This window comes from Streptomyces sp. NPDC048481 (assembly GCF_043200075.1).
Taxonomy (GTDB): Bacteria; Actinomycetota; Actinomycetes; order Streptomycetales; family Streptomycetaceae; genus Streptomyces.
In genome coordinates this window covers 32989-47990 of sequence record NZ_JBICXC010000004.1, presented here as the reverse complement: position 1 = coordinate 47990, position 15002 = coordinate 32989, and the positions used below count along the sequence as shown (strand labels likewise).

Annotated in this window: 15 protein-coding genes; 9 read left to right on the top strand and 6 right to left on the bottom strand. The window is 74.0% G+C overall.

What is annotated here, in order from left to right; all coding sequences use genetic code 11:
* Positions 1-7: 7 nt before the first annotated feature.
* Positions 8-757: an MBL fold metallo-hydrolase gene (locus ACGFSH_RS14295; protein WP_393348238.1), complete on the bottom strand. Its 750-nt coding sequence runs from the start codon at positions 755-757 to the stop codon at positions 8-10.
* A 140-nt stretch (positions 758-897) separates the two neighbouring features.
* A complete protein-coding gene (locus ACGFSH_RS14290; RefSeq protein WP_329406561.1) occupies positions 898-1527 on the bottom strand; it encodes an alpha-ketoglutarate-dependent dioxygenase AlkB in 630 nt (209 codons plus the stop codon).
* A 130-nt stretch (positions 1528-1657) separates the two neighbouring features.
* Here ACGFSH_RS14290 and ACGFSH_RS14285 point away from each other — a divergent pair, with 130 nt between their 5' ends.
* Both ACGFSH_RS14285 and ACGFSH_RS14280 read left to right on the top strand, forming a co-directional pair.
* Positions 1658-2317 (top strand): TetR/AcrR family transcriptional regulator, encoded by a 660-nt coding sequence (locus tag ACGFSH_RS14285; protein ID WP_393348236.1) that lies wholly within the window; start codon positions 1658-1660, stop codon positions 2315-2317.
* Positions 2318-2334: 17 nt separating this feature from the next.
* The gene (locus tag ACGFSH_RS14280) at positions 2335-4008 is read left to right on the top strand and encodes an FAD-binding dehydrogenase (protein ID WP_393349139.1); all 1674 of its coding nucleotides are present in this window, start codon (positions 2335-2337) and stop codon (positions 4006-4008) included.
* Positions 4009-4085: 77 nt separating this feature from the next.
* Here ACGFSH_RS14280 and ACGFSH_RS14275 read toward each other — a convergent pair whose 3' ends face one another.
* Positions 4086-4445, bottom strand: a complete 360-nt coding sequence (locus ACGFSH_RS14275) for a DUF488 domain-containing protein (protein ID WP_393348234.1) — start codon at positions 4443-4445, stop codon at positions 4086-4088.
* Positions 4446-4598: 153 nt separating this feature from the next.
* On the opposite strand from ACGFSH_RS14275, the gene ACGFSH_RS14270 reads away from it, so the two are divergent.
* The 4 genes from ACGFSH_RS14270 to ACGFSH_RS14255 all read left to right on the top strand — a co-directional run bounded on the left by ACGFSH_RS14270 (position 4599) and on the right by ACGFSH_RS14255 (position 9370).
* Positions 4599-6014, top strand: coding sequence for a M1 family metallopeptidase (locus ACGFSH_RS14270; RefSeq protein WP_393348231.1), 1416 nt, complete (start codon positions 4599-4601; stop codon positions 6012-6014).
* Between the two features lie 64 nt (positions 6015-6078).
* A complete protein-coding gene (locus tag ACGFSH_RS14265) occupies positions 6079-6813 on the top strand; it encodes a L,D-transpeptidase family protein (protein WP_393348229.1) in 735 nt (244 codons plus the stop codon).
* A gap of 17 nt (positions 6814-6830) precedes the next feature.
* Positions 6831-7529, top strand: coding sequence for a response regulator (locus ACGFSH_RS14260; protein WP_393348227.1), 699 nt, complete (start codon positions 6831-6833; stop codon positions 7527-7529).
* Positions 7526-9370, top strand: coding sequence for a sensor histidine kinase (locus tag ACGFSH_RS14255; RefSeq protein WP_393348225.1), 1845 nt, complete (start codon positions 7526-7528; stop codon positions 9368-9370). The genes ACGFSH_RS14260 and ACGFSH_RS14255 overlap by 4 nt, the downstream gene beginning before the upstream one ends.
* Before the next feature lie 119 nt (positions 9371-9489).
* Here the strand turns inward: ACGFSH_RS14255 and ACGFSH_RS14250 are convergent, their stop codons facing one another.
* Complete coding sequence (locus ACGFSH_RS14250) at positions 9490-9738, bottom strand: WhiB family transcriptional regulator (RefSeq protein WP_393348222.1); 249 nt, start codon at positions 9736-9738, stop codon at positions 9490-9492.
* Between the two features lie 103 nt (positions 9739-9841).
* Positions 9842-11059, bottom strand: a complete 1218-nt coding sequence (locus tag ACGFSH_RS14245) for a saccharopine dehydrogenase family protein (protein ID WP_393348220.1) — start codon at positions 11057-11059, stop codon at positions 9842-9844.
* A gap of 155 nt (positions 11060-11214) precedes the next feature.
* Between ACGFSH_RS14245 and ACGFSH_RS14240 the strand changes: the two genes are divergently transcribed.
* On the top strand, positions 11215-11937 hold the full coding sequence (locus tag ACGFSH_RS14240; protein ID WP_393348218.1) for a TetR/AcrR family transcriptional regulator: 723 nt from the start codon (positions 11215-11217) through the stop codon (positions 11935-11937).
* Here the strand turns inward: ACGFSH_RS14240 and ACGFSH_RS14235 are convergent.
* Complete coding sequence (locus ACGFSH_RS14235) at positions 11912-12841, bottom strand: LysR family transcriptional regulator ArgP (protein ID WP_393348215.1); 930 nt, start codon at positions 12839-12841, stop codon at positions 11912-11914. The genes ACGFSH_RS14240 and ACGFSH_RS14235 overlap by 26 nt on opposite strands.
* 113 nt (positions 12842-12954) lie before the next feature.
* Here ACGFSH_RS14235 and ACGFSH_RS14230 point away from each other — a divergent pair, with 113 nt between their 5' ends.
* Both ACGFSH_RS14230 and ACGFSH_RS14225 read left to right on the top strand, forming a co-directional pair.
* Complete coding sequence (locus ACGFSH_RS14230) at positions 12955-13572, top strand: LysE/ArgO family amino acid transporter (RefSeq protein ID WP_393348213.1); 618 nt, start codon at positions 12955-12957, stop codon at positions 13570-13572.
* Positions 13573-13675: 103 nt separating this feature from the next.
* A complete protein-coding gene (locus ACGFSH_RS14225; protein WP_393348211.1) occupies positions 13676-14977 on the top strand; it encodes an MFS transporter in 1302 nt (433 codons plus the stop codon).
* Positions 14978-15002: the final 25 nt, after the last annotated feature.

The following is a 15002-nucleotide window of genomic DNA, read 5'->3' as shown; positions in this document are numbered from 1 at the left end:
CCGAACCTTAGACGGCGCGTTCGCGGGCCTGTTCGGCCGCCGCCCGTACGGACCCCTGGTGGAGCGGCCCGTGCCCGGGCAGCAGCAGCTCGCCGGTCAGGCCGGCGATCACGTCCAGCGAGGCCACCGCGCGGGCCTTCTCGTGGTGGAACATGTCCGGCAGCAGCTGCGGGCCGCGCAGCCGCGACGTCGGGTGTCCGCTGACCAGGGCGTCGCCGGACACCAGGATCCCGTGCTCCGGGAGGTGGTAGACGGTGTGCCCGTCGGTGTGGCCCGGGGTGTGCACCGGGACCGGCCGGCCGGGCAGGTCGAGGGGGCCCTCGGCGGCCGGGAACGCCTCGGGCGCGGTGACCGGGTGCTGTTCGGTGCCGCCCGAGCGCAGCGCGTGCACCGTCCACGGCAGCACCCCCGGCCGCCAGGCGTTGCGCAGCACCTCCCCGACGCTCACCTGCTGGAGGAAGTCGCGGCGGGCGTGCGGCACTTCGGCCTCGTGCAGGTACACCGGGACGCCGTACGCGCTGCGCAGGTGCTCGGCGGAGCCGAGGTGGTCGTTGTGGGCGTGCGTGACGAGCACGGCCGTGACGGCCTCCGGCGAACTGCCCACGGATGCCAGGGAGTCGAGGACCAGTCCCCGGTCGCCCGGGTAGCCGGTGTCGATCAGGGTGACCGCGTCCCCGTCCGTGAGGATCACCCAGTTGGTGTTGCTGCCGTGCACCAGGTAGGTGCCGTCCGCCACTTGCCGTACGTCTGCCCGCATGACCCGTCCCGTGTCCTTCGCGAGGTGCCCGACGGGGGACAGCAAAGCAGACCGCCGCGCACGGACGCGGAGCGGGGTTCGGCTCCGCCCTCGGGGGAGGGAACCGTGTCCGGCGCGCTGGCCCGGTGTGCCGCGCGGGCTCAGCGCACCCCGCGCGGGCGGAACTGGACGCTGATGCGCGGTCCGGCGGCGCGGGTCGACTTGGGGACGCAGTGCTCCCAGGTCCGCTGGCAGGAGCCGCCCATCACGATCAGGTCGCCGTGTCCCAGCGGGCGCCGCACGGTCTCGCCGCCGCCCGCGGGACGCAGCAGCAGGTCGCGCGGGGAGCCCACGGAGAGGATCGCGACCATCGTGTCGGTCCGGGCGCCGCGGCCGATCCGGTCGCCGTGCCAGGCGACGCTGTCCCGGCCGTCGCGGTAGTGGCACAGGCCGGCGGTGACGAACGGCTCGCCCAGCTCGTCGGCGTAGTGCGCGGACAGGGCGCGGCGGGCCTCCTCCAGCACCGGGTGCGGCAGGCTCTCGCCCGCCCCGTAGAACGCCAGCAGGCGCGGTACGTCGACGACGCTGTCGTACATCGCCCGGCGCTCGGCGTGCCAGGGGACCTCGGCCGCCAGGTGCTCGAAGAGCGCGTCCGAGCCGGTGAGCCAGCCCGGCAGCACGTCGATCCAGGCGCCCGCGCCGAGCACGGTGCGGCGGATCCCGTCGAGCGGGCCGAGCCGCAGTTCGTCGGCCTGGTCGAAGAGGGAGCCCTGAAGGTGGTGCGCGGTCATACCACCAGCGTACTCCTCATTCGAAAATATGTTCGCAGTAGACGGGCCGTCCCCGTGACGGCGGGACGGTCCGGCTCTTTCGATGCACCGGTGTATCGGATACATTTCCGTATCGAACGGAGGTCCTCCCATGGCCGAACCGCAGCCGGAGCCGCAGCGGGAGCCGGAACCGGCGGTGCGCGTCACGCGGCGGCGGGCCCGCACCCGCGCCAACCTGCTCGACGCCGCCTTCGCCGTGTTCGCCGCCAAGGGCTTCGGGCGGGTCTCCATCGAGGAGGTCTGCGACGCCGCCGGCTACAGCAGGGGCGCCTTCTACTCCAACTTCGCCAGCCTGGACGAGCTGTTCTTCGCGCTCTACCGGGAGCGCGCCGACCTCATCGCCCGGCAGGTCGCCGACGCCCTCGCCGGCGACGGACCCGACCTCGCCGTGCCGGCCTCCGTGGACCGCGTCACCGAGGTCCTCCTCCTCGACCTCGACTGGCTGCTGGTGAAGACGGACTTCCTGGTGCACGCCGCCCGCGACGCCACGGTCGCGCAGACCCTCCTCGAACACCGCTCCAGGCTGCGCAAGGCGATCGCCGACCGGCTGGCCCGCGCGCGCGGCCACACTGCGCTGCCCGCCGTCCTCGGCGACGCGGACTCCGCCGCCCGCGCGGTGGTCGCCGCCTACGACGGCGTCACCGCCCAACTGCTGCTGGACAAGGACGTGGACCGCGCCCGCGGCTGGCTGAAGCAACTTCTCACCGCGCTGCTGACCGACGGCAGCACCCCTCCCGGATGTTCCGAATGAGAAAGGCAACCCACGCCATGGACGCGGACGTCATCGTCGTCGGAGCAGGCCTCGCGGGCCTCGTAGCGGCGCACGAACTCACCAGCAGGGGAAGACGGGTCGCCCTCGTCGACCAGGAGAACGCCGCCAACCTCGGCGGCCAGGCGTTCTGGTCCTTCGGCGGGCTCTTCCTCGTCGACTCCCCGGAACAGCGCCGGCTCGGCGTCAAGGACTCCTTCGACCTCGCCTGGAGCGACTGGCAGGGCAGCGCGCAGTTCGACCGCACCGACGACGAGGACTCCTGGGCCGTGCGCTGGGCGCGCGCCTACGTCGAGTGGGCGGCGGGGGAGAAGCGCACCTGGCTCGCCGGGCACGGCATCTCGTTCGTGCCGACCGTCGGCTGGGCCGAGCGCGGCGACCTGCGCGCCGACGGCCACGGCAACTCCGTGCCCCGCTTCCACGTCGCCTGGGGCACCGGCACGGGCGTCGTCGAGCCGTTCGTGCGGTATGCCAAGCAGGCCGCGAAGGACGGGCTGCTGACCTTCCACCACCGGCACCGGGTGGACGAACTGGTCCTCGCGGACGGCGCCGCCCGCGGGGTGCGCGGCACCGTCCTCGCCCCCGACGACTCCGCGCGCGGCGTCGCCTCCAACCGCGACCCGATCGGCGCGTTCGAGCTGACCGCGCAGGCCGTGGTCGTCACCAGCGGCGGCATCGGCGCCGACCACGACATCGTGCGGCGCCACTGGCCCGAGCGGCTCGGCACACCGCCCGCCGAGATGGTCACCGGCGTGCCCGCCTACGTCGACGGCCGGATGCTCGACATCAGCGCCGGCGCCGGCGCCCGCCTCGTCAACCGCGACCGCATGTGGCACTACACCGAGGGCATCCAGAACTGGGACCCGATCTGGCCCGGCCACGGCATCCGCATCCTGCCCGGACCGTCCTCCCTGTGGTTCGACGCCCTCGGCCGCCGGCTGCCCGACCCCTGCCTGCCCGGCTACGACACCCTCAACACGCTCAAGTACCTGCGCACCACCGAGGACCTCGCCGGCCACGACCACTCCTGGTTCGTCCTCACCCGCAAGATCGTCGAGAAGGAGTTCGCGCTGTCGGGCTCCGAGCAGAACCCGGACATCACCGCCAAGGACCGCAAGGCCGTGCTGCGCGACCGGCTGCTCGGCAAGGGCGCCCCGGCGCCGGTGCAGGCCTTCCTCGACCGCGGCGCCGACTTCGTGACCGCCGACACGCTGGAGAAGCTGGTCGAGAAGATGAACGGGCTGACGGAGAAGCCGCTGCTCGACGCGGACACCCTGCGCCGTCAGATCCGGGCCCGCGACCTGCAGATGGCGAACCCGTACAGCAAGGACGCCCAGATCCAGGGCATCCGCAACGCCCGCCGCTACATCGGCGACCGGCTCGGCCGCGTCGCCACCCCGCACCGCGTCCTGGACCCCGAGGCCGGTCCGCTGATCGCCGTCAAGCTGCACGTGCTCACCCGCAAGACGCTCGGCGGCATCCAGACCGACCTCGACTCACGCGCCCTGGGTGCCGACGGGCAGCCGGTCGAGGGCCTGTACGCGGCCGGCGAGGTGGCCGGCTTCGGCGGCGGAGGCGTCCACGGCTACAACGCGCTCGAGGGAACCTTCCTCGGCGGCTGCCTCTTCTCCGGCCGGGCGGCCGGCCGGGCCGCGGCCAAGCAGACGGGCTGACGGGTTGACGGGCTGAGGAGCGACGCGGTGACGGGCCGAGAGCCGACGTCGTGACGGCCCGCGGCCCGCGCGGCCGGTCAGCTCCGGTCCGCCTCCAGCATCCGGACCAGCACCGCCGTGTGACTGCGCTCCGGGGACTTCGCGGCGGTCAGCAGCGTCACCGGCCCCCGCCCGGCCAGCTCACGCAGCCGGTCGAGCAGTTCGCGGGCCCCGGGCTCGGCCAGCTCGGCCTCGTAGCGGCGCGCGAACTCCTCGTACGTCCCCTCGCCCGCGTGATACCAACGGCGCAGCTCGGTGGACGGGGTGAGTCCCTTGGGCCACTCGTCGACCCGGGCCGCCTCCTTGGACACCCCGCGGGGCCACAGCCGGTCGACGAGGATCCGCGCCCCGTCCTCGGGCTCGGGCGGGTCGTAGACACGGCGGACGCGGACCGTCATGGTGGCCCTCCTCGGGTCGGCAGGGTGTCACCAGAGCCTATGCGCGCGGCGCGCGACATCCCGGCCCGGCTTGACCTGAATGAGGGGGAGAGTCGGCGGGCGCGGTCCCTAGGCTGTGGGGGTTGATCATCCGCCGCCTTCCGAGGAGCGCACGTGACACACCCCCGCAGACGCCCCGCCCCCATGCGCCGCGAGGCCGTCCTGGCCACCGTCCCCGTCGCCGTGGCCGCGCTGCTCACCGCGGCCGGGCCCGCGGCGGCGGCCGGCCCCACCGGCACGGCCGGGGTCGGCGACCCCTACTTCCCGCTCGCCGGCAACGGCGGATACCACGTGAGCCACTACGACCTGACGCTGCGCTACGACCCGGCCCGCCGCCACCTCGACGGCACCGCCGTCCTGACCGCCCGCGCCACCCAGCGGCTCACCCGCTTCGACCTCGACCTCCAGGGCCTCAAGATCACCGGGCTCACCGTCGACCACGTCAAGGCCGGACACCGGCGCGACGGCCAGGAACTCGTCGTCACCCCGCGGCGCGCCCTGCGCAAGGGCGAGCGGTTCCAGATCGCCGTCGCCTACAACGGCACCCCCGGCCCGGTCACCGACCCCGACGGCTCCCCGGACGGCTGGATCCCCACCGACGACGGCGCGTTCGTCGCGGGCGAACCGCAGGGCGCCATGACCTGGTTCCCGGCGAACAACCACCCCCTCGACAAGTCCTCCTACGACTTCCACCTCACCGTCCCCCGGGACCGCACCGCCGTCGCCAACGGCGTCCTGCTCGCACAGCGCACCGCGAAGGGCACGACCACCTTCCACTGGCGCCAGAGCGAGCCGATGGCCGCCTACCTGGCCACCGCCACCGTGGGAACGTTCAAGGTCAACCGCTACACGACGCGGGACGGCGTCCAGGTCTACGACGCCGTGGACCCGCGGGAGGCCGCCGCGGCCGGACCGGTGCTCAAGAAGCTGCCCTCGGTGCTGGAGTGGGAGAGCGGACTGTTCGGGCCCTACCCCTACCGCGCGGCCGGCTCCCTCGTCGACCACGCCCCGGACGTCGGCTACGCGCTGGAGACCCAGACCCGGCCGGTGTACGACAGGGCCCCCGACCTCGGCACCCTCGTCCACGAGAGCGCCCACCAGTGGTTCGGCGACTCCGTCTCGCTCACCTCCTGGAAGGACATCTGGCTCAACGAGGGCTTCGCCACCTACGCCGAGTGGCTCTACGCCGAGCAGCACGGCGGCGTCAGCGCGCAGAAGTCCTTCGACGCCCTGTACGCGCGACCCGCCACGGACGGCCTGTGGGCGTTCCCGCCCGGCGCCCCCGGCAGCGGCGCCCACATCTTCGGCACCCCCGTCTACGCCCGGGGCGCGATGGCCCTGCACGTCCTGCGCACCACCGTCGGAGACCGCGCCTTCTTCCGCATCCTGCGCGCCTGGGCCACGCAACACCGCTACGGCCACGGCACCACCGCCCAGTTCGAACGGCTCGCGCAGCGGCAGTCGGGCAGGAACCTCCACGCGCTGTTCACCACCTGGCTGTACGCGCAGGGCAAGCCCCGCCACCCGTGATCTCCCGCTGAACGGGCAGGGGGAACCTGACGAGTTCCACACATCTCTCGGCCAAGGTCACCTCATGATCACGCACCGCCCCCGTGCAGCGCTGCTCGCTGCCTCCCTTCTCCTCACCGGATGCGGCGGCACGGCCTCCGCGGGCCAGGCGCACCCCACGGTCGCGGTCGGGGGAGCCCCGGCGTCCCCCGCGCCCGGAACCACCGCCGGGGCGGGGGAGATACCCGGGCTGGGGCCCCGGACCCGGGCGGCCGTTCCGAGCACCGCCCGGCAGGCGGTCGTGGTGAGCGGCCGCGGCAGGAACTCGCCGCTCTCCACGGTGGTCCTGTACCGGCGCACCGGCTCCGGCTGGCAGCCCGGCGCGGCCTGGCCCGCGCACAACGCGCTGCGCGGCTGGAGCGACCGGCACAAGGGCGGCGACCTGCGCTCGCCCGTCGGCGTCTACGGCCTCACCGACGCCGGCGGGCTGCGGGCCGACCCCGGCACGAGACTGCCCTACGATCACGGCTCCGGCTTCCATTCGCCGGGCACCGGCTTCGAGGGCGAATCGCTGGAAGGGTCCTTCGACTACGTGGTGGCGATCAACTACAACCGTGAGCCCGGCACTTCGCCGCTCGACTGGACCCGGCCGCTCGGCGCGGGCCGGGGCGGCGGCATCTGGTTCCACGTCGACCACGGCGGGCCCACCCACGGCTGTGTGAGCATCTCCGAGGGGCACATGAGGGAACTGCTGCGCACGCTCGACCCGGCGCTGCGCCCCGTGGTCGTCATGGGCGACCGTGCCTCCCTGGCCCGCTGAGGAAACGGAGTCGTGGCGTGTGCGCTCATGTACTGGTGGCCGAGGACGACCCGATGCAGGCCGAACTCATCCGCCGCTCGCTGATCGCCGAGGGGCACACCGCCACCGTGGTGCACGACGGCTCCGCCGCACTGGACGCGGTGCGGCGCGACCGGCCGGACCTCGTGGTCCTCGACCTGATGCTGCCGGTCATCGACGGCTTCGGCGTCTGCCGGGTGCTGCGCCGCGACGACGACCTGCCGGTGCTGATGCTCACCGCCCGCGCCGCCGAGGACGACGTGCTGCTGGGCCTGGAACTCGGCGCCGACGACTACATGACCAAGCCCTACAGCCCACGTGAGCTGATGGCCCGCATCCGCACCGTCCTGCGGCGCAGCGGCCGCGCGGGCGCCGACCGTCGGGACGAGCGCGTCGTACGGGCCGCCGGGCTCGCCGTCGATCCCGAGCGGCACGAGGTGCGCTGCGACGGAGAGCCCGTGGACTGCACGCCCGCCGAGTTCCAGATCCTGCTGGCGATGGCCGCCGAACCCGAACGGGTCTTCTCGCGGCTCCAGTTGCTCCAGTGCACCCGAGGCTTCGACCGCTCCTCCACCGAACGGGCCGTGGACGTGCACATCATGAACCTGCGCCGCAAGATCGAGGCCGACCCGCGCAGACCGGCACGGCTGCTGACCGTGTTCGGCGTCGGCTACAAACTCAGCGGCGGCCGCGCGTGACGCGCCGGACCGGGGCCCGCATACCCCTGCGCAAACGGCTGTCGGTGCGGCTGCTGAGCGCCTCGGTGCTGATCGCCGTGTGCTCGGTGGCCGCCACCGCGTGGCTGGCGGTCGCCACCACGACCCGCGCACTGCGCGAGGAGCAGGGCCAGGCGCTCTCCGACGACATGGACATCCTCGCCCGGCTCAGCGGCTACGCGGCCACCCACGCCGACTGGACGGGAGTGCGGCGCACGGTGCGCGACCTGTCCGCCAGGACCGGCCGGCGCATCGCCCTGACGAGCCCCGACCGCACCCTCCTCGCCGACTCCGCGCCGCGGGGCACCTCGCTGCCGCCGCGCGCCGCCGCCACCGTCGACCCGCTGCGCACCGACACCTACACCGAGCGCGGAGCCCAGCTCAGCGGCACCGACCCCCGTGTCGTGGGCCCCTACCGCCTCACCCCGCTCGAACGCCAGAAGCTCGACGGCATCGCGCGCGCCCGCCGGCGCTGCTTCTCCCGCTACGGCATCGAGACGACCGTCGCCCACACCCCGTCCGGCCGCCCGGTGCTCGCCGGGGCCGACGGCGGCACGGCGGACGACTACGTGCCCGAGGAGTGCGCGGACGGACGGCTCGACACACCCACGCCCACGGAACGGAAGGCGCTGACCGTGCTCCAGGACCGCGCGGGTCCCTGTCTGGTCCGCGAGGGCCTCGATCCCGGCATACCGCTGTACTTCGGGGCGGCCGTCCCCGCCGTCGGCGGCCGGGACGCCACCCCCGGGCCCGCGTTCGTCAAGGCGGGCGACGGCAGATCCGGCCGCGCGGCCCAGGCCTGCCTCCAGGAGGCCCGCCGGACGCAGCTCGATCCGTACGTGGCGCCGGTCGCCGAGCTGTTCCTCGGCGGCGGGGACAGCGGCGCGGCGCCCCGCTGGGACATGTCGCCGGCCAACAAGACGAAGGTGTTCGGCGCGGCGGGCCTGGTGCTGGCCGTCACCGTCGCCGTGAGCGCCGTCGTCGCCACCCGCCTGGTGCGGCCCCTGCGCGCGCTCACCGAAGCAGCGCAGCAGCCCCCGGAGCGGCACGCGCGCGTGCCCGTCACGACAAGGGACGAGACGGGGATCCTCGCGGAGGCGTTCAACGACCTCGCCGAGCGCCGCGAACGCCTGGAGGGCCAGCGCAAGGCGCTGGTCAGCGACGTCGCCCACGAACTGCGCAGCCCGCTCACCAACATCCGCGGCTGGCTGGAGGTCACGCGCGACGGACTGGTCGAGCCCGACGCCGAACTGCTCGGCGCCCTGCACGAGGAGGCCCTCGTGCTGCAACGCGTCATCGACGACCTGCGCGACCTCGCGGCCGCCGACGCGGGAACCCTGGTGCTGCGCCGCGAGCCGGTCGCCGCGGACGAACTGCTCGCCCAGGTCGCCGCCGCCCACCGCGTGGCCGCCGACGGCGCCGGGGTCGCCCTGCGGACCGAGACCGACGGCCTGCCCTGGCTGGACGCCGACCCGGTGCGGCTGCGGCAGGCGCTCGGCAACCTCGTCGCCAACGCCGTGCGCCACACGCCGCCCGACGGCACCGTCACGCTGGGCGCGCGACGGGACGGCGAGGAGGTGGTGCTGACGGTCGCCGACACCGGCACGGGCATCGCCGAGGAGGATCTGCCGCACGTCTTCGAGCGGTTCTGGCGGGCCGAGAAGTCACGCAGCCGCCGTACCGGCGGAAGCGGCCTCGGCCTGGCGATCGTGCGCCAGTTGACGGCCGCTCACGGCGGTACGGCGCAAGCGGCCGCGCAACCCGGCGCGGGCAGTGTGTTCACTCTGCGGCTGCCCGTGTCCCCGCCGCCCGCGGACGGCTGACGGACGCCGCCCCGAGCGGCCGCGGGGCGCGAGCGGCGGCCCGGCCCGGGCGGCGTGCGTCCGCCGGTCGGGCCGGCGTCGAGAGCGGCGGCCGGTTCCGCGCTGCCGGTTCCACCGGGTCAGGCACTGCGCCGGGCCCTGATGCGGCGCTTGAGGGCGCGCCGCTCGGTCTCGCTCGTCCCGCCCCACACCCCGAGCGTCTGATCGGTCTCCATGGCCCATTCCAGGCACGGTTCACGCACCGGACAGCGCCGGCAGACCGCCTTCGCCTGTTCCGTCTGCATCAGTGCCGGGCCCGAGGTGCCGATCGGGAAGAAGAGGTCGGGGTCCTCGGTGCGGCATTCGGCATGCTCTCGCCAGTCGTCCATCGAAGTCACCTGCGATCGGGTCGTATGTGCCGTTCCGGATGTGTTGCCTCCGATCGGGTCACCGGCACGGCCGCGCTGAAACAGGGCGGACCCGGAAAGACGTTCACTGCTCCCGCAGGCCCCACGGCGAGCCGTACTCCGTCAGCAGGTCGAGGAACGGCCGCGCGGGGAACGCCTCGGGACCCAGCACGCCCACGCCGGACCAGGCTCCGCCGGCGAGCAACTCCAGGGCCACCACCGGGTTCACGGCCGTCTGCCACACCACGGCCTGGCTGCCGTACTCGGCCATGGACCACTGGTTGTCGACCACGTGGTAGAGGTACACCTCGCGCGGCGCACCGTCCTTGACGCCCCGCACCCAGGTGCCCGCGCAGGTCTTGCCGTGCATCAACTCGCCCAGCGTCGCCGGGTCGGGCAGACAGGCGGCCACCACGTCACGCGGCGAGACGGACACCGGCCCCTGCTCGCCCGGCACCGTCACCGGGGCGGTGCGGTCCAGCCCCAGCCGGTGCAGCGTCTTGAGGGTCTCGACGAACTCGCCGCCCAGGCCGTACTTGAAGGTGACCCGGCGCGCCTTCACCCAGCGCGGCACGAGCAGCACCTCCTCGTGCTCGACGTTCACGCACTCCACCGGCCCGATGCCCTCGGGGAAGTCGAACACCTCGGGCTCGCTGAAGGGCTCGGTGGTGAACCAGCCGCGGTCGGCCTCGTAGACCACCGGGGGGTTCAGGCACTCCTCGATCGTGGTCCAGATGCTGAAGGAGGGCGCGAAGTCGTGGCCCTCGACGGTGAGGTTCGCCCCGTCGCGGACGCCGATCTCCTCGATCTCGTCGAAGAGTTCGTCGGCGGCGTACCGGGCGAAGACGTCCGACAGCCCCGGTTCGACGCCCATGCCGACCAGGGCGAGGGCGCCCGCCTCGGCCCACTCGTCGGCCTCGGCGAACTGCGCGTCGCCGAGCCGCACACCGCACTCCTCGTACGGGCGCTCCGGATGCGGCCGCGACAGCGACATCGCCATGTCGACATAACGGGCCCCGCCGGCACGCGCTGCGTGGAACAGGGGCATCACGAACCGCGGGTCGGTGGCGTTGAGCAGGACGTCGCAGCGGTGGCGGGCGAGCAGGGCGGTCACGGCCGCCTCGTCGGACGCGTCCACGCGCTCGGCGTGGAACCGTTCGTCGCCGTCGAGCGCGGCGACGGCGGCCTCGGCGCGCGCCGGATCGTAGTCGGCGACGACCATCGCCTCGAAGAAGGGACGGCGGGCGGCGATCCGGGTGATGGCGGTGCCGACACCGCCGGCGCCCACGAGCAGGACACGCATGGCGAGAACTCCCTCGGGTGAGAGTGCGAGACGAAAGTGTGCGAAGCGGGGCCCGCACCCGATACAACGCCGCCGGTCCGCGTAAGGTCAATGGCGTTGGCATAAGAGCGGACGGGTCCACCCGTCCGGCCGGGCGACGAGGGAGCGTGGGGCCGATGGCGAAGCAGGTCGTCCCGGAGGAGAAGCGGCGCCGGCGCCGGCCCACCCGGAGCGGCACCGTGCTGTCGGAGACCCTGATCGTCGAGGCCGCGCTGCGGCTGCTGCGCGAGCACGGCAGCACGGGGCTCAGCGCCCGCCGGCTCGGGCTCGCCCTCGACTGCGACCCCAGCACCCTCTACCGCTACTTCCGCGGCATGGACGAACTGACTCTCGCCATCGGGGACGCGCTGATCGGAGAGGCGCTGCGCGGCTGGCGGCCGACGGGGGAGTGGCGGGCGGACCTGCACGCCGTGGGCCTGCGCATCCATGCCGCCTACGTCGCCCATCCGCAGGCCGCCCAGCTCACCGCGAGCCGGGTCACCGGCCGGGCCAACGAACTCGCCGCCGACGAGGCCGTCCTGGACGTTCTGCGCACCGCCGGCTTCCCGCTGCCCGACACGGTGCGGATCTATCACGCGTTCATCGACCAGACCCTGGCGTTCGCCGCCCTGGACGCGGCCGCGCTGGCCCTGCCCCGCGCCGCGCAGCGCGCCGACGACGCGATCTGGCGCTCGACCTACGCCCGGTTGCCCGCCGAGACCCACCCGAGGATCGCCGAGGCGGCCCCCCTGCTGTCGAAACGCATGGTGACCAGCGCCTATCCCACCGCGCTGGAGATGCTGCTGGACAGCGCGCAGGCCCGCCTGGCGGCCCTCACGGCGGACCGCCGCCGGCCTTAGGGGTGCGGTGCAGCGACTCCGCCGCCGTCGCGGCCACCGCGTCCGCGACCGCCGCGAGGGCCGGGGAGTCGAGTCTCCACTGCTGCCAGTACAGCGGCACGTCCAGCGGCCTGCCGGGGGCCAGGGCCACCAGACGGCCCGAGCGCAGCAGGGGCCCGGCCTGCACCTCGGGCACCATGCCCCAGCCGAGCCCGGCCACGACCGAGGCCGTGAAGCCCTCCGAGGTCGGCATGGCGTGGCGCACCGGACCCGCGCCCCGGGCGCCCCGGCGCAGCCCGCGCACGAAGGCGTCCTGGAGGTCGTCGCTGCGGTCGAATGCCATGACCGGCGCCCGCGGCAGGGTCTCGTGGAGCGGGCCGTCGGCGAGATGGCGGGCGACGAAGCCGGGGCAGGCCGCGGCCAGGTAGCGCATCGTGCCCAGGGTCCGCACCGAGCAGCCGGTCACCGGCACGGGCGACGAGGTCACCGCCGCCATCACCAGCCCTTCCCGCAGGAGTTCGGCCGTGCGGGTCTCGTCCTCGCGGTGCAGCTCGAAACAGAGCGGCGGCTCCTGCGCGACCCTGGTCAGGGCCGGCAGGAACCAGGTGGCCAGGGAGTCCGCGTTCACCGCCACCGTCACCCGGGTCGGTTCGCCCTCGCCGCTCATGCCCAGCTCGGCCCGCGTGTCGCGCTCCAGCCGCGCCAGCTGGCGGGCGAACCGCACGACGATGTCGCCCGACTCCGTGGGCCGCACCGGTTTGGTGCGCAGCAGCAGGACCCGGCCGGTGCGCTGCTCCAACGCCTTGACGCGCTGGCTGACCGCCGAGGGCGTCACCCGCAGCGCGGCCGCGGCCGCGTCGAAGGTGCCCTCGTCGACCACGGCGAGCAGGGTGCGCACCTGGTCGAGCGGGAGGTCCGTCATCATCGCCGCGTCACCGCCGGTCGCGTCGGCGCCGTCACAGGAATCATCACGCTGGCTAATGATACGTAAGAATCTTTAGCTGTACCCGCAGTGATCGCATGCTTAGCGTGGACGGCATGTCCTCCGCACTCACCGCCGCGGCCGCCGGCTTCGGCACCGGTCTCTCGCTCATCGTCGCCATCGGCGCCCAGAACGCGTTCGTCCTGCGCCAGGGGATCCGCCGGGACGCCGTCCTGGCCGTCGTGGGGATCTGCGCCCTGTCCGACGCCGTGCTCATCGCGCTCGGCGTGGGCGGGGTCGGCGCGGTGGTGGTGGCCTGGCCCGACGCGCTGACCGTGGTCGGCTGGGTCGGCGGGGCGTTCCTGCTCGGGTACGGGCTGCTCGCGGCCCGCCGCGTGCTGCGCCCCGGCACGCAGGCGCTGCGCGGCGAAGGCGAGGCCGCGGGTTCCCGCCGCCGCGCGGTGCTCACGTGCCTGGCGCTGACCTGGCTCAACCCGCACGTGTACCTCGACACCGTCTTCCTGCTCGGCTCGGTCGCCGCCGACCGCGGCTCGCTGCGCTGGACGTTCGGTCTGGGCGCGGCGCTGGCCAGCCTCTGCTGGTTCGCCGCGCTGGGCTTCGGCGGCCGGGCGCTGGGCCGCTTCCTGGCGCGCCCCGCGGCCTGGCGGGTGCTCGACGCTCTGGTGGCCGCCACGATGATCACGCTCGGCCTGCTGCTGATCGTCCGCGCCTGAGTCCGTGATCCGGGACGGCGGGGTCAAAAGAGCGGCCGAATTCCAGGAGGGCTGCCATAGTGACCCTCGGAATCGAAAGATGTAACGAGCAACCAGGAACTGCGTGGACACCAGCGAGAGCACCTCCGTCCCCGACCCCGAGGCCGTGGAGAGCGGGCCGGTTCCCGACGGGCCCGGCCGGCGTCGCTGGGCCATGGACACCCGGCCCCTGCGCCGGCCCGCCTACCGGCGGTTGTGGTCCTCCACCGTCGTCACGGCCGTGGGCAGCCAGCTCACCGCCGTCGCCGTGCCCAAGCAGATCTACGACATCACCGGCTCCTCCGCCTGGGTCGGCTACGCGAGCCTCGCCGGGCTGGCGCCGATGGTGCTGTTCGCGCTCTGGGGCGGTGCGGTCGCCGACACCGTCGACCGCCGCAAGCTGCTGCTGGTGACCAACAGCGGCATCGCCGTCACCTCGGTGCTGTTCTGGGTCCAGGCGGCCTCGGGGCTCGGCTCGGTCGCCGTGCTGATGGTGCTGCTCGCCGTCCAGCAGGCGTTCTTCGGCCTCAACTCGCCCGCCCGCAACGCCTCCATCGCCCGGCTGGTCCCGGCGGACGAACTCGCCGCCGCCAACGCGCTCGGCTCCACCGTCATGCAGACGGGCCTGGTCGCCGGGCCGCTGCTCGCGGGGGCGCTGATCCCCGTGATCGGGCTGCCCGAGCTGTACCTCCTCGACGCCGTCGCGCTGTGCGTGACCCTGTGGGCGGTGTTCCGGCTGCCCGCGCTGCCCCCGTCGACGGGCGCGAGCGTGCGGCGCGCCGGTCTGCGCGAGATCGCGGACGGCTTCCGCTACATCGCCCTGCACAAGGTGCTGCTGCTGTCCTTCCTCGCCGACGTCATCGCCATGGTCTTCGGCATGCCCCGCGCCCTGTTCCCGCAGCTCGCGGCCGAGACCTACGGCTCGTACGGCGAAGGCCTCGCGCTCGGCCTGCTGTTCGCGGCGATCCCGGTCGGGGCGGTGCTGGGCGGCCTGTTCTCCGGCACGTTCTCCCGGGCGCGCCGGCACGGCTGGATGGTCATCGGCGCGGTCGTCGCCTGGGGGGTGTCGATCGCCGGCTTCGGGCTGAGCGGCAGCCTGTGGCTCGCGGTGGCGTTCCTCGCCTGCGCCGGCGTCGCCGACATGGTCTCCATGGTCTTCCGGGGGGCGATCCTGCTGTCGGCGGCCACCGACGAGATGCGCGGCCGGATGCAGGGCGTCTTCACGGTGGTCGTCGCGGGCGGCCCGCGGCTGGCCGACGTCCTGCACGGCACCGCGGGCGCGGCGTTCGGGCCTCGTGCGGCCGTCGCGGGCGGAGGACTCCTGGTCGTCGTCCTCATGCTGGCCCTGGCGGCGGCCGTGCCGGCCCTGCGCCGCTACCGCGTCTGACGCGGCGGGCCGGCCGCCGGACCGG